The sequence below is a fragment of the Gardnerella sp. KA00127 genome (genome assembly GCF_049244125.1).
GTDB classification, from domain to species: domain Bacteria; phylum Actinomycetota; class Actinomycetes; order Actinomycetales; family Bifidobacteriaceae; genus Bifidobacterium; species Bifidobacterium swidsinskii.
Genome location: NZ_CP058377.1, coordinates 278,825 through 299,079 on the forward strand (window position 1 = coordinate 278,825; position 20,255 = coordinate 299,079).

The 20,255-nt window shown below is 44.1% G+C and carries 15 protein-coding genes and 1 tRNA gene; all 16 read left to right on the plus strand.

Translation table 11 applies throughout. From position 1 onward, the window contains the following. The first annotated feature begins 305 nt into the window (after positions 1-305). The gene (locus HXT48_RS01110; protein ID WP_076003076.1) at positions 306-3,587 is read left to right on the plus strand and encodes an Rne/Rng family ribonuclease; all 3,282 of its coding nucleotides are present in this window, start codon (positions 306-308) and stop codon (positions 3,585-3,587) included. A gap of 186 nt (positions 3,588-3,773) precedes the next feature. Beyond that, positions 3,774-4,082, plus strand: coding sequence for a 50S ribosomal protein L21 (rplU, locus tag HXT48_RS01115; protein WP_004111933.1), 309 nt, complete (start codon positions 3,774-3,776; stop codon positions 4,080-4,082). A gap of 33 nt (positions 4,083-4,115) precedes the next feature. Next, complete coding sequence (gene rpmA, locus HXT48_RS01120; RefSeq protein ID WP_004106248.1) at positions 4,116-4,367, plus strand: 50S ribosomal protein L27; 252 nt, start codon at positions 4,116-4,118, stop codon at positions 4,365-4,367. A gap of 135 nt (positions 4,368-4,502) precedes the next feature. Further along, on the plus strand, positions 4,503-6,185 hold the full coding sequence (gene obgE / locus HXT48_RS01125) for a GTPase ObgE (protein WP_012914482.1): 1,683 nt from the start codon (positions 4,503-4,505) through the stop codon (positions 6,183-6,185). A 25-nt stretch (positions 6,186-6,210) separates the two neighbouring features. Further along, entirely contained in the window at positions 6,211-7,356 is a 1,146-nt protein-coding gene (gene proB, locus HXT48_RS01130) for a glutamate 5-kinase (protein ID WP_004109151.1), read from the plus strand. Between the two features lie 102 nt (positions 7,357-7,458). After that, positions 7,459-8,697 (plus strand): pyridoxal phosphate-dependent aminotransferase, encoded by a 1,239-nt coding sequence (locus HXT48_RS01135; RefSeq protein ID WP_076003075.1) that lies wholly within the window; start codon positions 7,459-7,461, stop codon positions 8,695-8,697. 158 nt (positions 8,698-8,855) lie between these two features. Beyond that, positions 8,856-8,931: transfer RNA gene (locus tag HXT48_RS01140), tRNA-Trp, on the plus strand. A 36-nt stretch (positions 8,932-8,967) separates the two neighbouring features. Further along, the gene (secE, locus tag HXT48_RS01145) at positions 8,968-9,195 is read left to right on the plus strand and encodes a preprotein translocase subunit SecE (RefSeq protein WP_004106254.1); all 228 of its coding nucleotides are present in this window, start codon (positions 8,968-8,970) and stop codon (positions 9,193-9,195) included. Between the two features lie 41 nt (positions 9,196-9,236). Continuing rightward, positions 9,237-10,136 (plus strand): transcription termination/antitermination protein NusG, encoded by a 900-nt coding sequence (gene nusG, locus HXT48_RS01150; RefSeq protein ID WP_076003074.1) that lies wholly within the window; start codon positions 9,237-9,239, stop codon positions 10,134-10,136. Positions 10,137-10,515: 379 nt separating this feature from the next. Then, positions 10,516-12,819, plus strand: coding sequence for a hypothetical protein (locus HXT48_RS01155; RefSeq protein WP_102155612.1), 2,304 nt, complete (start codon positions 10,516-10,518; stop codon positions 12,817-12,819). A 242-nt stretch (positions 12,820-13,061) separates the two neighbouring features. After that, positions 13,062-14,903 carry a SpaH/EbpB family LPXTG-anchored major pilin gene (locus HXT48_RS01160; RefSeq protein WP_012914479.1) on the plus strand — a complete coding sequence of 614 codons (1,842 nt, stop codon included), beginning with the start codon at positions 13,062-13,064 and terminating at the stop codon, positions 14,901-14,903. Between the two features lie 152 nt (positions 14,904-15,055). Then, the gene (locus HXT48_RS01165) at positions 15,056-16,075 is read left to right on the plus strand and encodes a class C sortase (RefSeq protein ID WP_102155617.1); all 1,020 of its coding nucleotides are present in this window, start codon (positions 15,056-15,058) and stop codon (positions 16,073-16,075) included. A gap of 186 nt (positions 16,076-16,261) precedes the next feature. Further along, positions 16,262-17,629, plus strand: a complete 1,368-nt coding sequence (locus HXT48_RS01170) for an ATP-binding protein (RefSeq protein WP_421793099.1) — start codon at positions 16,262-16,264, stop codon at positions 17,627-17,629. A 347-nt stretch (positions 17,630-17,976) separates the two neighbouring features. Beyond that, positions 17,977-18,996 carry an ORF6N domain-containing protein gene (locus tag HXT48_RS01175; RefSeq protein ID WP_012914476.1) on the plus strand — a complete coding sequence of 340 codons (1,020 nt, stop codon included), beginning with the start codon at positions 17,977-17,979 and terminating at the stop codon, positions 18,994-18,996. A 94-nt stretch (positions 18,997-19,090) separates the two neighbouring features. Continuing rightward, a complete protein-coding gene (locus tag HXT48_RS01180; RefSeq protein ID WP_012914475.1) occupies positions 19,091-19,552 on the plus strand; it encodes a Panacea domain-containing protein in 462 nt (153 codons plus the stop codon). A 182-nt stretch (positions 19,553-19,734) separates the two neighbouring features. Continuing rightward, positions 19,735-19,863: a hypothetical protein gene (locus HXT48_RS01185; RefSeq protein ID WP_004109178.1), complete on the plus strand. Its 129-nt coding sequence runs from the start codon at positions 19,735-19,737 to the stop codon at positions 19,861-19,863. Positions 19,864-20,255: the final 392 nt, after the last annotated feature.

Below are 20,255 nucleotides of genomic sequence, written 5' to 3' on the forward strand. Positions count from 1 at the left end.
TGCGTTATGGATGAGTTTGAAATTATTGGAATTTTTAGTAACTGCTAATTGGCTTAAAACAGCGATGCAAATTTTAATATTCAACGAGTCATATATTTGACTCGGCAATATGGCATACTAGAGAGCGGTGGCACTGCAAGCCGCCAGGCAATCGATGGCGTCGATCCCCTCGTGAGCGTTTTCCGAGGCTGGCGTCCGCTGTCGCGCAGCTAGACTTTGTAAAGAGCTTTGGGGTGGCTCGCGCACGTGCGTGCTCAACTTAAAGCCAGGGATGCGAGACGATGCAGCGTCTCGTGAGGAGCATAGTGCCCAGAATAATAAGAGAACGCTTCAATGAATTTGAAGCTGAAAATAGTAGAACTGTGTCTAAAACCGCTACTTCTGCGGAAATGTCCGGAATAATGCAATCTACAGATTTTGCGAAAAGTAATATAGCTGCCGGCGATACTTTGCAGCAAAGCTCTGGCGTTACGCGTCGCCGTCGCGGTCGACGAGTTACTCGTGGTGCCGGTGCGGCTGGAGAAGCAATGGAACTAAAAGTTGAGGATTCTAGTACGAAGGATTCTGAGCCGCATGTTGTTAAATCGCGCCCGATAACTTCGCTCCTATTCCAGGAGCCAGTTCTTCCTAAGGTAGTGAACAATCGTAGTGAAGAAAGCAGCAGTTCTCGTAATGACTTGCGTGACAACTCGCGTGATGTCTTGAATGATGATTTGCGTGATGATTTACGTGATATTTCTCGCGGAAGGCGCAACAGCCGCAACGGCCGCGATAGCCGTGATAGTCGCGATAGTCATGATAGCCGTGATAGTAGCGAACGCAAGTCACGTTCTGAAAGACGTGAGAATTCAAGCGAAATAAAGCGTGATAGTGGCAGAGGGAATAGTCGTGAAACATCGCGTGAAACAAGTCATTCTATGTATTCTCAAGATTCTGAGTACGCTAAGAATTTTCAGGATTCGCAAGATGATCGCGATGAAAAAACTCGCAAAAGCCAGCGTTCTCGCCGTTCTCGCAGATTGAATGCTGTTGAGCGACGTGCTGCAGCTGAAGTTGAGCAAATTGAAGAGGATCTTGCATACGACAATATTGTTTATGCTCCCATTGATACGCGCATCGATGAAACTCTTGATGTTAGCGATATTTTATCTGCGGAAAATACTTCAAATAGGCGTTCTAATCGTCGCAATATGTCGAATAACATTTCTAATGATGATGACGTTCGAAATGAAAATGGTGCAGTAGACAGCAGAGGCGGTAGCAATAGCAGAGATAACAGAGATAGCCGCAATAGCAGTGACGAAGGCGAGAACAGAGGTATAAACGACGATTATAATGCAAATAATGGCAACGATGACGATGAAATAATGATTACGCGTCGCCGTCGTCGCCGTCGTAGCTCTCGCACTGATCGAAATGAAAGTCGCAACGAAAGTCGCGATTTTGACATCGATATTTCTAACGATCTTGACGATGACGCGAATTCTCGCACAAAACGCGCAAGAATAGATGAAGTTTCTCAAGAAGATCGCGATTTAATTCCAGATCCAGAAGAACTTCGTGAGCAAGATGAGGAAGAAACTCTTTATACGCGTCGCCGTCGTCGCCGCCGTTCTAAATCCTCCGATGACGCAAATTCCGCGTCTTCTCAGGAAGAGTCATCCGACTACACTAATGCGAACGAGGATGACTTAACTTCTCGCCGCTCGCGCAAGCAGCAGTATATAGACGAAATTACGGATATTGAAGGCTCTACGCGACTTGAGGCAAAGCGCCAACGACGTAGAGATAATAGACGTGAGCGTAGCCGTCAGAACCTTCTTATGGAGCAAGATTTCCTTGCTCGTCGCGAAAATGTTGAACGATTAATGGTTGTTCGTGAGCGCGATCGCCACACGCAAATTTCCGTTATTGAAGACAATATTCTTGTAGAACATTATGTTTCTGATATTCAAGAAGTTGCTACTGTTGGAAATATTTATCTTGGGCGCATTCAAAACGTGCTTCCAAGCATGGAAGCGGCATTCGTAGATATTGGTCAAGCCAGGAATGGCGTGCTTTATGCAGGCGAAGTTAATTGGGATATGGCTCGTCTTGAAGGTCAGCCTCGTAGGATTGAGCTTGCGTTTAAGTCTGGTGATCCTGTGCTTGTGCAGGTTACTAAGGATCCAATTGGGCATAAGGGTGCTCGATTGACTTCGCAAGTAACTCTTGCAGGGCGTTTCTTAGTGCTTGTGCCATCTGGCGGCATGACCGGTGTGAGTCGCAAGCTTTCGGATCGAGAGCGCTCGCGTTTGCGTGCTATTGTGTCGAAGATTGCACCAAAAGATATGGGCGTTATTATTCGTACTGCTGCTGACGGCGCAAGCGAGGAGTCGATTGAAAAAGATTTAGATTCGCTTGTTAAGCAGTGGGAGCGCATTGAAGCTAAGCGCGAAGAATACTTGCATGGAAAGCGCCCTAAGCTGTTACAGGGTGAGCCTGATGTGGCAATTCGTGTTGTGCGCGATATTTTCAACGATGACTTCCAAAAGCTTATTGTTGAAGGCGAGGGAGTGCGTCAGCGAATTGATGAATATCTTGAGATGATGGCTCCAGATTTGCGCAGCAAGGTTGAATATTGGGATCCTGCTGAGCATGAAGGCAAGGACGTTTTCGATAAGTGGCAGATTGATAGTCAACTTCGTAAGGGTATGGAGCGTCAGGTTTATTTGCCGGCTGGTGGCTCTATCGTGATTGACCGTACGGAAGCAATGACTACGATCGATGTGAATACTGGACGATTTATTGGGCGTGGTAAGTCTTTGGAAGAAACGGTTACTCGTTGTAATTTGGAGGCTTCTGAAGAGATTGCGCGCCAGCTTCGTTTGCGCGATATTGGTGGCATGGTCATGATCGATTATGTCGATATGGTTATGCCAGCGAACCGCGATTTAGTTTTGCGTAGGCTTTTGGAATGCTTGGCTAGGGATCGCACGAAGCATCAAGTTGCTGAAGTTACGTCTCTTGGTCTTGTGCAAATGACGCGTAAACGCGTTGGTCAAGGCTTAGTTGAAGCGTTCTCTGAAGAGTGTCCAACGTGCAAGGGACGTGGGTTTATTTTGCACGATGAGCCTACTGTTTCTTCGGAATATGCAGATCCTTACGCGCTTAAGGGCGGAGATCCTTTTGTTAAAACAAACAAGTATGGTCACGGAAGCGCAACGGAACAGCCTGCGCCTGTTAAGCAGCAGGGTTCTAGTGCGGAAGTGAGAGCTAAGTTAGCGCGTATAGCTGCCGCGTCTGTAATTACTGACGCAGCTCATAAATCTGAAGAAGAAACGCAGTATAGCAATTTTTTGAATTCTGATGAAGAGTCTGTATCTTCTAAGGCGGATGAAACTAGCGAAGTTGTGGATGCTGGCGAAACCGCGGAAACTAGTGAAGTGGATAAAACTTCTGAAGAATTAGTTGAAAATAATTTAGAGGATACTACGCAAGAGATTGCTGAGTATACTGCGGAGCAACCTACGCAAGAAACTATGCAGGAAACTGCGCAAGATAATACGCAGGAAATTATGCAAGAAACTACAGAAAGTGATGATTGAGCCTCTGAATAGTGACTAAGTATATGCCTTGAGTACAATATTGAATATTGTCTGCATTGACTCATGAATCTAGCGACTTGACGTTAGTACATGGGTAGGTGTATTTTTGATAGTCGGTGTCTTGCCGCGCGTGTTTTGCTGTGCGCAAGGCAAAAGTAAGCTTTCAATTGAGCTAAGGAACGAATTATGTACGCGATTGTGAAGGCCGGTGGCCATCAAGAGAAGGTCGAGGTTGGCGACGCCATTCTCGTGAACCGTCTCGATGCAAAGAAGGGCGATACCGTGGAATTCCCGGTCGCGCTCGTTGTTGACGGTGCTAAGGTAACCTTGAGTGCCAAGGATCTTGCTAAGATCACGGTGAAGGCAGAAGTCTTGAACGACGAAGCCAAAGGTCCAAAGATTAGCATTATGAAGTATAAGAACAAGACTGGTGTGGCTCGTCGCAAGGGTCATCGTCAGAAGTTGACTCTCGTCAAGATCACGGCCATCGCCTGATTGACGGTGTTATAAACCTGAAAGGACAGTGAGATGGCACATAAGAAGGGTGCGTCTAGCTCGCGCAACGGTCGCGACTCACAAGCGCAATATCTTGGTGTTAAGAAGTTTGGCGGTGAAGCTGTAGTGGCTGGCAACATTATCGTTCGTCAGCGCGGCACTAAGTTCCACGCAGGTCAGAACGTTGCTTTGGGCAAGGATCACACGCTGTACGCTTTGGTGGACGGCAATGTGAAGTTCGGTATTCGTCGCGACCGCAAGGTTGTTGACGTTGTTACCGCCTGAATCTTAGCTAAGCCTAAACAGATTCGACAATAAGTCGACAATAAAACGTTTAAGCCGCACCCCCGTTCGGTGCGGCTTTTTTGTTCTCGCATGTTCCCGAGAATTTAAGTGTTTATCTTCGAGTAAGGTAGCAGTATGAGTGATTTTGTAGACCGCGTAACAGTGCATGTAAAAGGCGGAGATGGTGGAAACGGATCTGCCGGAGTTCGTCGCGAAAAGTACAAGCCATTAGCGGGTCCAAATGGCGGTAATGGCGGTGACGGTGGTTCCGTTATTTTTGTAGCTGATCGTAACGCAAACAGCTTACTTGACTACCGCTTCATGCCTCACCGCACTGCAGAAAACGGTACGATGGGCTTAGGTGACACTAAAGACGGTTCAAAAGGTGCAGACTTAGTGCTTCCGGTGCCTGTTGGAACTGTTGTTTTTACAGCACGCGGTGTCGCAGGCTCTCAAAAGCGACCTGGCGAAGTTTTGGCGGATTTGCAACATGTTGGAGACAAATTCGTTGTGGCGCAGGGGGGTGCCGGCGGTCTTGGCAACGCAGCACTCGCAAACAAAACTCGTCGTGCCCCAGGATTCGCGCTTTTAGGCGAGCCTGGCGAAGAACGCGATGTAATTTTGGAACTCAAGTCTATCGCAGACGTAGCTTTAGTTGGATTCCCTTCTGCAGGAAAATCAAGCTTAGTTGCTTCAATTAGTGCAGCTAAGCCGAAAATTGCTGACTATCCGTTTACTACTTTGGTGCCAAACCTAGGTGTTGTAAGCTTCGGCAACTATCGCTACACAATTGCAGACGTTCCAGGCTTAATTCCAGGAGCTTCCGAAGGAAAAGGCTTAGGTCTTGAGTTTTTGCGTCATATTGAGCGCACAGAAATTATTGCGCATGTAATCGATTGCGCAACGCTGGAGCCAAATCGCGATCCAATTAGCGATTACCACGCTCTTGAGCATGAGCTTGCGCAATACGCTGATAAGCTTGAGCTTCCGTTGGGTGCAATCCCAATTCCAGAGCGTCCGCGCATTATTGTGCTAAATAAAGTCGATGTGCCTGAAGCTAAAGAATTGGCTGATTTTGTACGCGGTGAATTTGAGAAAATGGGATTGACTGTATTTGAGATTTCTACCGCGTCTCACGAAGGCTTGAAAGAGCTCGGTTTTGCGCTTGGACGATTGGTTGAAAAGATGCGCGAGAAGCTCGCTGCCGAGGAAGCAGCACGAGAAGAAGAGCGTGTTGTCATCCAGCCTCTTGAGCAGCAGACTTCAGCTTTGCGTCGTCGCCGCGATGATGGACGTGGAAATAGTGCAGACTTTGAAATTAAGCGCGAGGAAGACAGAAATGGTGATTTTTGGTTCACTGTTACTGGCGCAAAACCTGAGCGCTGGGTTATACAAACGAATTTCGACAACGACGAAGCCGTTGGTTATTTGGCGGATCGCTTGGCAAAGCTTGGCGTTGAGGATGAATTGCGCAAGAAGGGCGCGCGTCCAGGAGACGAAATTCGTATTGGCACTGGGAATCATATGGTTTGCTTCGACTGGGATCCAAGTATCGCTGCCGGTGCAGAAGGATTGGACGGCGCTAACTTGGGTGCGCGTGGCAAGGATTTGCGAATCGAAGCGAACGATCCTCGCGGAGCAAGGCGCACGAATGCTGAGCGTAGACGAGATTATCACAGCATGATGGATGCAAAGAGCGCAGTTCGAGACGCGATGATGGCTGAGCGAAAGTCGGGTCACTGGGCGGATCCTTCTGTGGATGACGATCGCCATGATGAAAATAGTTTGTTTGGTCGTGGAGAAGAGCAGAAAAACTAGAAAAATCAAGGTCAAGGGGAATCTTATGAATAATCCAGAAATTGAGCTTACCGAAGATGGGGTTCGGTGTTCAATTCGTGAGGCGCGCACAATCGTTGTAAAAGTTGGCTCAAGCTCACTTACGAGCGCGTCTGGGCAGCTGGATGTGCAAAAGTTGCGCGCTCTTGTGACTGCAATAAGTCACGCGCAAATGCAAGGTGCTCGCATTGTGCTTGTGTCTTCTGGTGCAATTGCAGCTGGATTTGGTTTGCTCGGCTTTAATGAGCGTCCTAAAGATGTGCCAACTCAGCAGGCAACAGCTTCAGTTGGTCAAGGATTGCTTATGGCTCAATACGAAGCAGCATTTTCGCAATTTGGTTTCAGAGTCGGGCAAATGCTTCTTACTGCGGACGTTACTATTTCGCCGTCTCGCTACCGTAACGCTCAGCGCACAATGCTGCGGCTTCTTGAACTTGGCGTAATTCCAATCGTAAACGAAAATGATGCGCTTTCTAGCAACGAAATTCGATTCGGTGACAACGACAGACTTGCAGCATTAGTTGCGAATATTGTGCGTGCAGAAGCGCTTGTGCTGCTTACAGATGTGGATTCGCTTTATACTGCGCCGCCTAGCGAACCTGGCGCAAAACGAGTGAGCTTTGTGCCAGATGTGACGCGTGCTTTAGAAGAAGTGAAAGTTGGCGCAAGCGTTTCGGGTGTAGGTACTGGGGGTATGGTGACGAAGCTGGAAGCCGCGCATGTGGCGGCAGTTTCGGGTATTCCAACCGTGCTTACTTGCGCTGGAAATGCTGGTCCGGCACTGGCTGGAGATGCTGTTGGCACTGTGTTTGCGCCGGTGCATACGCGCGATTCTTCTAGGCGACTTTGGATTGGGTTTGCGTCTAATCCGCACGGAACTTTGGTGGTTGATTCTGGTGCTGCTAAAGCTGTGCGCGGCGGACGTGCGAGCCTTCTTGCGGCTGGTATTGTTGGTGTGCGCGGCGAGTTTTCGGCGACGGATCCTGTGTGGATTGACGATGAGCAGGGTAACCATTTGGCTAAGGGTTTAGTGGCTTTTGACGCGGAGGAAATTCCGGAGATTATGGGGCGTACGAGCGATGAGCTTGAAGAATCACTCGGCCGTCAGTATGCGCATCCGGTGGTTCATCGCGATAATCTCGTGCTTGTGTAATTGCTAGCGGCTTGTGTTTTGTCGATTTCATCGGTTGGTTTGGTGTTTTCGACAGTTTCGCTTGTTTCGCCCGTTTCGCGGCTTAAGGTTACACTGTAAATCATGGCAGAGAATATTGCAGAAACTTCATCCTCAGAAAATTGGCGCGTATTAAGCGAGCGTATTAACCGAGTCGCTCCGAGCGCAACTTTGGCAGTAGACGGCAAGGCAAAAGCTATGAAAGCTGACGGAATTGACGTCGTAAGCTTTGGTGCAGGAGAGCCAGATTTTCCTACTCCTTCTTACATTGTTGATGCTGCAACACAAGCGTGTAAAGATCCGCGCAACTATCGTTATACTGCTACTGCAGGTTTATCTGAGCTTAGAGAAGCAATTGCTCGTAAAGTGCAGCGAGATTCCGGATACGAAGTTTCCTCAAATCAAGTCGTAGTTACAAACGGCGGAAAGCAAGCTGTGTACGAAGCTTGCCAAATTCTTTTAAATGATGGCGACGAAGTTATTATTCCAGCTCCGTATTGGACGAGTTATCCGGAAGCAGTAAAGCTTGCAGGCGGCGTGCCTGTGCCGGTTTTGGCAGGTGCAGATCGCGGTTTTGAGCCAGATGTTGAGACAATTGAGTCCGCTCGCACTTCACGCACGCGCGCAATTATCGTAACTTCGCCTTCGAATCCTACAGGTGCTATTTGGAGCGCGCAAACTATTCGCGCAATCGGCGAGTGGGCTGTAAAACACCATATTTGGGTTATTTCTGATGAGATTTACGAGCACTTGCATTACGACGGCATTTCGACTTCGTATATTGGCGTCGAGGTGCCGGAAATTCGCGAGCAGCTGCTGATTTTGAATGGTGTTGCTAAAACTTACGCAATGCCTGGCTGGCGTGTTGGCTGGATGGTGGCGCCGGAAGATGTTGCTAAAGCTGCAATTAAGCTTCAAAGCCATATGACTTCTAATGTTTCTAATATTTCACAGCGCGCAGCAATTGCTGCAGTCGGCGGTTCGCTGGATGTGGTCGCCACTATGCGTGAGGCTTTTGATGCTAGACGCAAAGCAATTGTGGAAGCGTTGAACAATATTGACGGCGTTACTTGCCCTCTTCCTCACGGCGCTTTTTATGCGTTTGCTAACATTGAGGCGTTGCTTGAGCGTCCGCTTGGCGAGAAGCGCGAACTGCCGCATACTTCTTCTCGATTTGCTGAAATGTTGCTTGACGAAGCGCATGTTGCTGCGGTTCCGGGAGAAGCTTTTGGTGCTCCTGGCTATTTGCGATTCTCTTGCGCTCTTGCTGACGACCAGCTTGCTGAGGGCATGCGTCGCATGAAGAAGTGGGTTGAAGCTTAAGCAAGTATGTATTGCAAAATAAGAACTTGCTTGCCGTTGCACAATGCGACACTCGCTTTTTGTGCGACGATATAACGAAATCATGCCCATGAGATAGTATGTCTATCTGGCGGTTTGCTATTTCGTTCCTTTTGGGGTATGATGAGCGAGTTCACCTTAGGGATGTGGCGCAATTGGTAGCGCAACGGTCTCCAAAACCGTAGGTTGTGGGTTCGAGTCCCGCCGTCCCTGCCAGTTTTTTGTTCAAGTTTTTACACGAAGGATTCAAGCATGGCGCAGGCACGCAGTACTAAGAAAGCAGTAAAGCATAACTTGTTCGTGCGTATTGGCATGTTCGTTAAGCAAACTATTGACGAGACGCGCAAGGTTATTGCACCTCATGGCAAAGAGTTGTTTGCTTGGTCGTCTGCAGTTTTCATATTTGTTGTATTTTTGATGGCTTTCGTCACCTGCATGGACTTCGGTTTGGGTAAGTCCGTAATGTGGCTGTTCGGCTGAGTTGAAATTGGCTGAGTTGAAATTTTGAAGGTGTATGCAAGATGACTGATGAATTCAATTTCGAAGAAGCAAGTGAAGCTGATGAGGCTTTTGCTTCTCATGATGCTGACGAAGCAAACGAATCAGCTGTGAATAATGAAGTTGCTGCTTCTAGCGAGTCCGTTGAAGCTGATGTGGCTGAGGAATCTGCTGATGTTGAAGCTGATGTAGCTGATGGTGCAGCTGCTGCTGACGGTGCTGCTGATACTTCTAACGAAACTGGCGAAACTAGCGATGCTGATGAAACTACTGATGCTGACGATGCGAACGAAGCCGACCCAACTGATGCCGGCGCAATCGCTGTAGCAGAATTTTCTAAGAAACTTCGCACTTTGGAAGGCAAGTGGTACGTTCTTCACACGTATTCTGGTTACGAAAAGCGCGTAAAAACTAACGTTGAATCTCGCGTGCAGAACTTTGGTTTGGAAGATAAAATTTTCCAGATTGAAGTTCCTATGGAAGAAGTCGAGAAGCATACGGAAAAGGGTAAGAAGGTTATTACTCGCGTGCGTGTGCCAGGCTATGTGTTGATTCGCATGTGGCCGGATGAGAACGCTCGCCGTATTGTGCGCGAGACTGAGGGCGTGACTGGTTTCGTTGGTCCTTCTAGAGAGCCTGCACCATTGAGCCGCAAAGAAGTTGTGTCAATGATGGCTCCGATGATTGCTTCTGAAGCTTTGAAGAATGCTGGCGATAAGCCGGCTGCAGCACGTAAGCGTAAGGTTGAGGTTGCTTACAAGGTTGGCGATCAGGTAACAGTTACCGACGGTCCATTCTCAACGATGGCAGCTGTGGTTTCGGATGTGGAGCCTACAACTCAGAAGCTTACGGTGTTGGTTTCCATCTTTGGACGTGAAACTCCTGTGGAGCTTGGATTCAACCAAGTGGAGCCGATTGTTTGAGCTGAAAGCCTAGGCTTTTGTAGCTAGCTTTTGTAGATTTTATAGACCGGGGTGCGTATTGCACTCCGGTTTTTTTGTTTTGTTTATTTTTTGTTTTTTGCTTTGCTTGCTTTTGCTTAGTTTTGTTTATTTACCGCGACACGCCGTAAAATGGGGAAATAATCCTAAATTTTCTTGCAATTACAGTGCTTTTATCAATGTAAATAATAAATATTTCCAAATATTTAGTTTGGCTTGCAAATAGGCGTGGGGGGGGTATAGTGCTGAGTGTTTGAGAAGAGCGTTTTTAGCAGAGAATTTTAGCGAGAATTCGAGTTTTTCAGTGCCGTTGTAATAACGACATTATGATATAAGAGGGCGAATTAGAAGGTAGGTGTATATGTTTAATTCGCATATATTTAGCCGTTTCCTTCGACTAGTGCGCTCAATTCGCCGTTCGTTATTTGCTTTTTTCGTGGCAATTACAATGTTGCTTGCTACTTTTGTGATTGCTCCAACTTATGCGTTGAGTGCTGGTGAGAATACTACTGTTACTGAGAAGGTTGAAGGTGCTAAGTCTGGTTCTGCTAAAAATGATGATGAGAATAAGCAGCAGACTAAGCAGAGTGAATCTATTAATACTGAGCCTAATAAGAAAAATACTGATACTTCAAGTACTTTAAATAAAGATAATAAGGAATCGAAGCCTGTTGAAAAGCAGCAGAATGCAGATGTGTCTGTCGATAAAGCTAAGTCTGAGACTGCTGTAAATAAAAAAGCTAAAGATGCTAAAAATAAAGCTGCTGATTCTACGAAAGCTGTTAAAGGCACTGACAGAGGTGCGAATGAAGATCCTCAGCTTCCGAAAGAGTGCAAGGGGAAGAAGAGTTTAAGTTCATGCTACAAGATTAGCTACAATATTGGTAGTCCTACTGTAGATAATGATGGTAAGACTATTTTAATAAAGCGTGGTGAAACTAGAACTATTACCCCAGAGTTCAAATTAAGAAAGACTAGAAAACAAACCGGTGTACCAGGCGGCTTGTGGTTTACGTTAGAAAAAGATGGTGAAGATCCTGTACCAAGTTGGGCGAATTTTGAAAAAGATAATGGTGCCACTAAAGTTAAGGATACTAGTAAAGATAAAACAGGCTTTGATGGTTCTGTTACGTTGCGCCCAGGCAAATGGGATCGCGGTAGTTATACATTCAAAATTGGCATATACCACCCTACTGATACAAAAGGTAAAAAAATTGATGTAAGTGTAAAAATTGACGAATCTGATATATCAAAAAATGATTTATCGCTGAGCTTATACGATTTTAGGAAAGAGAATGATAAAGTTCCTGTAAGCGATGACAAAATTATTATAAAACAGAAGTCTAAAGCTATTACTAATAAGCTTTTTATTGATTCTCAATCCAAAGAAGAGCCTGGTTATATTCATCACCATATGATTTGCCATAAAGAGACTAGTACTAATGGTAGTGCAGAAACTAGTGATAGTGCCGATAGTTATACGTTAGACAGTGTTAATGGTTTGAGTTTAGGTACGCAGACTCAGTTCAAGCACATGGATGGTAAGGATCGACCTTCTACTGGTGCAGAGGATTCTGCTGTATATGAGAATGATGATTATACTGAGGAATCTCAAAGCTGGATTAGTGGCACGCCTACAAAGGCTGGGACTTTTGAGTGCAAAGTGTTTGCTATTAAGGATACTAAGTTAGTAAGTAGCGGTGGAGGTAAACATTTCGAAAGTTCTACAGTATCAGACGAGTTTAATAAAAAAGTCAAAGATGATGCAGGTAAGAAGTCCCTGTTTGAGGGAAACATTGTTGAAGATAAGTGGGACAATAAGGCGGATATTCAACAAGGTGTTGACTGGGATTATAAGACTGTAAAAATCCAAGTTGGAGATGATGATAAGCTTGCGCTTAATGTTTATCCTTTTAAGGGCTCTAATGCGTTGACTAGCAAGAATAACAAGATTTCTGCGATGCTCGGTATGGAGCTTAAGCCGTTTGTTGATGCTACTTCTGCGGCGGATAGCGCGAATAAGATTACATTGCGCGTGCTCTGCTCGAAGGGCAAGAAGAAGGATTCTGGCTCGCGATCTGAGCAACCCTCTGAACCGTCGCAACCGTCTCAAACTGCTGGATCGCCGCAAGCTGAGGAGCCTCTTGTATACAAAACTTGGAGCAGTAATCTTGCCGAGCTTGGTCTGAGTGTGCCTGAGGATACGAAGCAAACTAGATGCAATAAGGCAAATGATGGGGATAAAGAATGTACTGCGGATAAAGTTGCATCTCAAGCTTCTATGGAAGTGACCTTGAAGCCTACTGCTGTTGGCAATTACCAGTGCGTTGTGTACGCGCTAAAGCCTAAAGCACTCACTACGTTTGATGATGCAATAAAAAATACTAAGGCTGACAGTCTAACTCCTGATTCAATAAAATCTGCTCTAACTGCTGCTCCAGCATCTTTTAAAGAACATAAGGATTTTGCTGCTTTTACGCTCAATATTGATTCGGTGAGCAATTTTACTTTGCCGCACACGGGCGGTCAGAGTTGGAATTTGCAGCTGGGTATTCTTGCAGCGCTACTGGTGAATCTGCTGGCTGCTGGCTTTGTGGTAAGTCAAAATGAGCGCGGTCGCAAATTAATTTTGGGAAGGTGGCGAGGCTTATGCAATCACGTATAAAGCAGTTGTATGTGCATTTACTCGCGGTGCTTCGCATAAGGCGATTACGTACGCATTTGCGCATAAAGCCTTCCTGTTTCGCGTATTGTTTTATTGCGTATTGTTTTATTGCGCAGTCTTTCGGGATTCGGGAGCGTGATAACACAAGGTAAATGCCAAAAATTTTAAAACTTTACTCGTATGAGCATGATAAATGCAAATCAATTTTCTACTTGCTGTAAAAAGCAATGAAAGGGGTGAACATGAAAAAGTTCACTAATAAATTCGTGGCGGCGGTGGCGTCGCTCGCGATGGCTGGCACGCTGTGCGTCGCCGGCGCTGTAACTGTATCCAGCGTTGCGTGGGCTAATAAGCCTGGTGTTTCACAACCTTCTGTTAATAAGGGTTCTAAGGCTCCATGGGAGAGTAAAGCTCCGACAACCGGTAGTTTAACTATTGTTAAGTGCAGGAAAAAGGATGTCTCTACAACTACTACTACCGTTGCTTCGTCTAGTACTGCTAATGCGTCCGCATCTAATGAGACAGGCAAAACGCAAGATACATCTTGCCCTGCTGGTTTTGAATCTCTTAAAGATGTTAGTTTCACTGTAACTAAAGTTGCATCCATTAAGGAAGGAACTAATGATGTTACTTTGAATCTTGCTCAGTATGATTCTTGGCAGAAGATTGCTGGTATTGTTTCTAAGTTAAATGCTCATCCGGAAGAAGCTGGAGTTGTAACTCTTGGAACTGGAACTGATGTGCACAATATGACTGCTACAGACAAGGATGGTAAGTCTACACTTAATAATCTTTCTGTTGGTTTGTATAAGATTGTTGAGAAGGTTCCTGATGGTTATGGTGCTTACGATTTCAGTAGTTTCTACATGACTTTGCCTTTGATTGAACAGAAGACTGATAATGGCAAGACCACAACTGTGTATGAGTATAATCCTGTAGTTAAGCCAAAGAATATTGATCTTTCTTCTGCAATTAAGAAGAATGTTGATAAATCTCACATTTTTGCTGGTGTAAAAGATAAAATTTACTACACAATTACCGCAAAGGTGAACAAGACTAAGATTGACAAGGATTTGACTGAGAAGAATCTCAAGGATTACGCTGTGTTCGATGATGCTCCAACCTCAGCGTTTACAGAACCTAATAATCAGGGACTTGATGCTGCTGTGCAGTCTGTAAAGTTCGGTACAGGTAGTGATTCTACCCTTACTAAGGGTGAGAACAACGACTACACCGTTACTGCAAAGGCTAATTCTGATAATGCTGAGATTGCTACAGCTGGAGATACTAAAGGTCTTGCTGCTGGTCACACTCGCATTCTTGTGAAGTTCACTGAAGCAGGTTTGAAGAAAATTGCTTCTAAGTTGAATAACGTTGCTGCTGGATCTGAGGCTCCTCAAGTTGAGGTTGAGCTTGCGTTTGACATAAGTAAAGCCTTCAAGGATTCTACTACAGATAAGACTATTACTAATAAGTCTGGCTTCTTCCCAGCTCATGATGAGGGTACTACTGCACCGAATCCTATAATTCCTAATGTTGATGGCAGTAAGCCTACAGTCAAGTTTGGTTATTTGCAGGTTGATAAGTACAATTCTGAAGATGAGAGTAAAAAGCTTTCTGGTGCTGAATTCAAGATATTTACCGACAAAGGTAAAGCAGATTTGTGCACCAAGTCTCTTAAGGAAAATACAGCAGTAGATGCGAAAGATAGTCCTTGCAAGGCCGCTTCTGCATTTGATGAAACTACTGTTGAAGGCGGTAAATTCTCTAATCCTTACAAGGCTGAAGCTGGTTCAACGCTGTACGTTGTTGAGGTTAAGGCTCCTGAAGGATTTGCTTTGTCTCCTGTGGTTAAGGAAATAACTGTTAAGGATACAACTACCAACGATAATCCTGATACTTTGAAATTCCCTAACATTCCATTGCATGGTGAAAAAGGCGGTAACAAGTTCTGGTTCAATCTTCCTGCAACTGGTGCTGCTGGCGTGATTCTGTTTGCGCTTGCTGGCATGGGCTTGATTGCAGCAAGCGTGTTCCTCTACATGCGCAATCGCAAAGAAGAGGAACAGCAGCAGAACGCTTGATCCGCTTTCTAAAGCTGGTCTTGTAGTCTAATAGCAAAGTGTGAGTCTAGGGTTTACTGAACTAAATCCTAGACTCACTTGCTCTAAAAACGTGTGTTTTCACGCGTAATTTGAAACAAAATTTACGTGTATAAACGTTACAAGGAAGAAGCATGAAATTAAACGACGCTGTTGTTAAAGTATATGCTTTCTTCAAGCAACTCAAAGCAAAACCCGTCGCTTCTGCAACCGAAACAACACCAGCCTCCACAGCAACGCAAACCGCAGCCTCCGCAACTGCAACAAAACCCGCTAAAAAACCCAAATCCAAACTCCGCCGTATTTTAGAGCCAATCGTTCTCGCGCTTGCAGCGATTCTGTGCTTCACGTACCCGATTGCGTCAACGTTGTGGAATAACAAGGTGTCGAAGGAGATTTCTGTAGCTTATGATCGGCTGAGTCGTAAGCAGACTGCGAGCGCTAGAGAGAAGATTTTGAACGCGGCTCGTCGTTATAATGCGCGCCACAAGTCGATTATTACGGCTGATCCGTACGATGGCACGACGGATTATATGAAGACGCCGGAGTATAAGGAGTATGCGAAGCAGCTGGATGAGCCGATGGGGATTATGGGTATTGTGAAAATCCCGAAGATTGGCGTTAAGCTGCCGATTTACCACGGTAGTTCGCAGGAGGTTTTGGCGTATGGCGCTGGACACTTGTATGGCACAGATTTGCCGGTTGGGGGTAAAACGCGTCACGCTGTTGTGACGGCGCATACGGGTTTGCCAAATGCGACCATGTTTGATGATTTAGTGGAGTTGAAGAAGGGTGATTTCTTCTACTTTGACGTGCAGGGGGAGACGCTGCGTTACAGGGTATTCCGCATTAGCGTGGTCGATCCGCATGATATTAGGTTGCTTCAACGCGAGAATGGGCGTGATCTGGCGACGCTGCTTACGTGTACGCCGTATGGTGTTAATACGCAGAGATTGCTGGTGACAGGCTATCGCGTGCTGCCGGATCCTGTTTCCGCGCCGGGCGATAAGTTGCAGTGGCCGCTTTGGATGACGATGTTTGTGCTCGCGCTTATTGGTTGCGCTGTGATTCTTACGACGATGATTATTGCCGCGGTTTGCAAGCGCCACCGCCGTGCTGCTTTACTTGCTCATGCCAAACATATAACTGCTTAGAATTGCTGTAATGCAGCGTGTCGCGAAGATTTAGAGAAATAACACCTTGATTTTCGTGAAAATTCGGCATATATTTACCCCTGATTTCGTGAAAATTTAGCATAAATTGACATTGATTTTCGTGAAATATATACTATAAAACAATAGTATTTTCAACGGTTTTGTGGTAATTAAGAGTGGTGTTATATGTTAAGGCGAAAATTTTATCAAAAAATGCTCGATTGGAAGAATGCTGATCGCGGTTCAACAGCGCTTTTAGTAACAGGTGCTCGAAGAGTTGGGAAAAGTACTATAGTTGAAGAGTTTGCAAGAAACGAATACAAGTCTTATATTCTTATTGATTTTTCGCAAGCATCAAAAGATGCGCTTCGGCTATTTGAAGATTATCGTTCAGATTTAAGCACTTTCTTTACATACATATCTGCACTATATGGTGTGAAACTTTATAACCGTGAATCGGTAATGGTTTTTGACGAAGTGCAATTTTTCCCACAGGCTAGAGAATTTGTAAAACAACTAGTTGCAGATGGCAGATACGACTATATAGAGACTGGCTCGTTATTGTCTATTAAACACAATGTTGAAACAATATTGATTCCATCTGAAGAACAAGAAGAACGCATGTATCCTCTTGATTTTGAAGAATTTTTGTGGGCTTTTGGAGAAGAAAATCTATCGAAAGTTATTAAAGATTCATTTGATGAGTTAAATCCTTTGCCAGATGTTTTACATAAAAAAGCGATGCAACTTTTTAGAGAATATATGCTAGTTGGTGGCATGCCGCAGTCTGTAAATGAATATGTTGATTCGAGAGATTTTGCTCGAGTAGATAGGGTTAAGCGTCGTATTCTTTCGCTCTATAGGCAGGATGCTGCAAAGTTTGCAAAAGGTTATGAAATGAAAGTTATGTCTGTGTTTGATGGAATACCAGCACAGCTTTCCAGACATGAAAAAAGATATAGGATTACTTCCTTAGGTAAGAATGCTCGTATGCGTGACTATAAGGATGCGTTTTTTTGGCTTTCGGATGCGAGTATTACAAATAATTGCTACAAATCTACAGATCCAAATGTGGGATTGAATCTTAATGCAGATGATGCGTTAGTAAAATGTTATATGGCTGATACCGGTTTGTTGACTTCTATGATACTTTCAGATAGTAGTATTGCGTCTAATGATCTGTATAAAGAAATTTTATTTGGAAAAATCTCAATTAATGAAGGAATGCTAGTTGAAAACGTTGTTGCGCAACAGCTAATAGCATCTGGACATCGCCTATTCTTCTATTCAAATAGAGACAAAGAAAATTCGGAAAATACTATGGAAATAGATTTTTTGATTTCTAAAGCTTTTCAGGATTCTGCTGGCAAAATGCGTATATCTCCTATTGAAGTTAAATCTGGGAATGTGTTTAAAACAGTTTCTCTTGATAAATTTAAGAACAAGTTTTCAAAAAGAATTGGAACTAGTTATGTATTTGCTCCTAAACAGCTTAGCGTTAGAAAAGATTTGAATCTCGTAATATTACCACTTTATATGTGTGGATTGGTGTAGCGTTCCGACCTGCCTTCGCGCTGCTATGTAGTGCACTTATTCCTCACGGCTTAGCCGTTTGGCTGATTTGGCATGACATGCCGTAAATCAGGTACAAGCGCACTACATAAATGTGCTGTGCGTTTGTATTAAAACCGATTTTTTTTGTTGCTTTTTATTTGTGGAATCTTATAGAATTATATTTATGCGCTGATGCATGCTAGTTTTGCTAGTTGTTAGATGTTTTATGGCTTGTGATTGATTTTTGGGAATAACCCTGATTGCTTGCGATTCATGGGTTTTGTGTTAGAAATGTAGTTTTTGTTGTACAGCGCTAGGTTTTACGCACATTTTTTAGGAGTGATCTTATGGTAGAGGGGAATAAAAATCTAATTATCGCTGACTCTAAAAACGCGTCTGTTGGAATGATAATAGACGCTGAAACAATAAAAGAGAAAATCTACAACATTCGTAATCAAAAAGTCATGCTTGATTTTGAGCTTGCTGAAATATATGGGTATACTACGGCAAGATTCAACGAGCAGGTAAAAAATAACATAGAAAAGTTTGATGATGACTTTATGTTTCAGCTAACTGCTGATGAGTTCAAAAACTTGATGTCGAAAAATTCTACATCAAGTTGGGGTGGTCGCAGAAAGCTTCCATATGCTTTTACGGAGCAAGGTATTTATATGCTCATGACTGTGTTAAGAGGCGAACTTGCCATAATTCAGTCGAAAGCGCTTATTAGAACCTTTAAGCAAATGAAGGATTATATTGTTGAAAATAAGGATTTTATTGGCGCGAAGGAATTAGCTAAGCTTGCGATTCAAACGAATCAGAATACTAATGATATAGCGGAAATAAAATCTCAAATGGCAACGAAGGAAGATTTTAATAAGGTAATGGATAATTTTATTAATCCAGATTCGTATAAACATTTTCTTCTTATGGACGGCAATAAAATAGAAGCGGATCTTGCGTATTGCAAAATATATAAATCAGCTAAGAAAAGCATTTACGTTGTTGATAATTATATTGGTCTTAAAACATTGGAACTATTACGGTTTGCTGGTGAAGGGGTTGAAATCGTAGTTTTTAGTGATAACGCTAGGAGCAAGAATATGCTTACGGAAAGCATGTTGGGTGATTTTGTAAGCGATTGTCCTGGTGTTGATTTGAAGTTTAAGACTGCTGGCAGAAAGTATCACGATAGGTATGTGGTTATAGATTATGGAACGGATGATGAGGCTGTTTACGTTTGTGGCGCTTCGTCGAAAGATGCTGGCGGCAAAATTTCGACTATTACGCGAATAGAGTCTTTGAATTTGCGCTTGTATCATGCGATGTTTGATGAGTTGTTAAAGAATCCTGAGTTAGAGTTTTAACATTTTATAATGTTCTAGTGTTTTGCGCTCAACTTGGAAGTAGACTTCCAACTTTTGCTGTTGCGCAAATGTAGTTGCGCAAAGGGAGGTGCGTATGACAACAATCTTTAACGTGGCATCGTACATCCTTGATATTGCTGGAACTATTACTACTATGAAGCTTCAGAAGTTAGCTTACTATTCGCAAGCGTATTCTTTGGCTACTACTGGATATCCATTATTTAACGAGGATTTTCAGGCATGGAGAAATGGTCCTGTTTGCCCAGAATTATTCGCATTGCATCGCGGTAAGTTTTTGATTCGTAAAGGGGAGTTTGTGCTTCCTAGCACTGATAAGTTGAATGATGATTCTTTAACAGATGGTCAAAAGCTTCTTGTGGAAAAAGTGTGCAAAAAGTTTGCTGAGTGTTCTGGTAGTGATTTGAGTGCTATGACACATCGTGAGGATCCATGGAAGAATGCTTATGATGCTACTAATAGTTCGGCAATATGCGTTCAAAAAATTACTAAGGATTCTTTGAAAGAGTACTATTCAGTTCATAATTTGCTTAAGTAAATGTGATATTCTCTTGTTCTCTTATTTGCTCTGAGTTAGTTATAGCGTTGCTCGAGATTTGTGGAGTTTGTATTAAGAGCATAGAAGTAAAGCATGATATGGTAGCTTGAAAACAACGCAATACTTATAATTCATGCGAATCGTCTTACAAAGGGATTTTTACAAGAGATAAGGGATGCGAGATGAGTAAGAATACGTATACTGCGGAAAATGGGTTCGTTATTACTGACGATATTGTTGATAAGTGGGCTGAGGAGGCAGAAGATAATTTTCCTGGTGCCACTATTACAGAGTTTGCTGGAAGAGCTTAGGAAGATGAAACTCAGCCGTTGAAACCGCGTACTGTTAGGTTAAGTGATACCGTTTGGCATTTAATCGAAGCCGATGCAAAGCGCAGAAAAATGACTGTGAGTGCGTGGACTAGAAACGCTATACTTAACGAATTGTCTACTGAGATAGCTGCGCAAAGATAGTTGCGCAAAAGTAGCTGCGTAAAAATAGTTGCAGATTTCGTAATGCAGCGTGTCGCGAAGATGTGGCATAATAGGAAGGCTTGTGACTGGAGGAGGAATCCGCTAGCACAGCACAGCAATACAAGATGCGGGAGGAAGCTGCAAAACAGCTTTATAGCAACGTTTCGTAAGTGCTTTACTTCTGTAAGAAGCGACTATATCAGCGTTTGCAACAACCGTTTGAACCGCTT

Excerpts from the sequence above, each read along its gene's own strand:
- secE (WP_004106254.1), top strand. The coding sequence starts at position 8,968 with ATGGCGCAGGCACGCAGTACTAAGAAAGCAGTAAAGCATAACTTGTTC.
- nusG (WP_076003074.1), top strand. The coding sequence starts at position 9,237 with ATGACTGATGAATTCAATTTCGAAGAAGCAAGTGAAGCTGATGAGGCT.
- HXT48_RS01160 (WP_012914479.1), top strand. The coding sequence starts at position 13,062 with ATGAAAAAGTTCACTAATAAATTCGTGGCGGCGGTGGCGTCGCTCGCG.
- HXT48_RS01155 (WP_102155612.1), top strand. The coding sequence starts at position 10,516 with ATGTTTAATTCGCATATATTTAGCCGTTTCCTTCGACTAGTGCGCTCA.
- HXT48_RS01165 (WP_102155617.1), top strand. The coding sequence starts at position 15,056 with ATGAAATTAAACGACGCTGTTGTTAAAGTATATGCTTTCTTCAAGCAA.
- HXT48_RS01185 (WP_004109178.1), top strand. The coding sequence starts at position 19,735 with ATGAGTAAGAATACGTATACTGCGGAAAATGGGTTCGTTATTACTGAC.
- HXT48_RS01180 (WP_012914475.1), top strand. The coding sequence starts at position 19,091 with ATGACAACAATCTTTAACGTGGCATCGTACATCCTTGATATTGCTGGA.
- HXT48_RS01170 (WP_421793099.1), top strand. The coding sequence starts at position 16,262 with ATGTTAAGGCGAAAATTTTATCAAAAAATGCTCGATTGGAAGAATGCT.
- HXT48_RS01135 (WP_076003075.1), top strand. The coding sequence starts at position 7,459 with ATGGCAGAGAATATTGCAGAAACTTCATCCTCAGAAAATTGGCGCGTA.
- HXT48_RS01175 (WP_012914476.1), top strand. The coding sequence starts at position 17,977 with ATGGTAGAGGGGAATAAAAATCTAATTATCGCTGACTCTAAAAACGCG.
- obgE (WP_012914482.1), top strand. The coding sequence starts at position 4,503 with ATGAGTGATTTTGTAGACCGCGTAACAGTGCATGTAAAAGGCGGAGAT.
- rplU (WP_004111933.1), top strand. The coding sequence starts at position 3,774 with ATGTACGCGATTGTGAAGGCCGGTGGCCATCAAGAGAAGGTCGAGGTT.
- rpmA (WP_004106248.1), top strand. The coding sequence starts at position 4,116 with ATGGCACATAAGAAGGGTGCGTCTAGCTCGCGCAACGGTCGCGACTCA.
- proB (WP_004109151.1), top strand. The coding sequence starts at position 6,211 with ATGAATAATCCAGAAATTGAGCTTACCGAAGATGGGGTTCGGTGTTCA.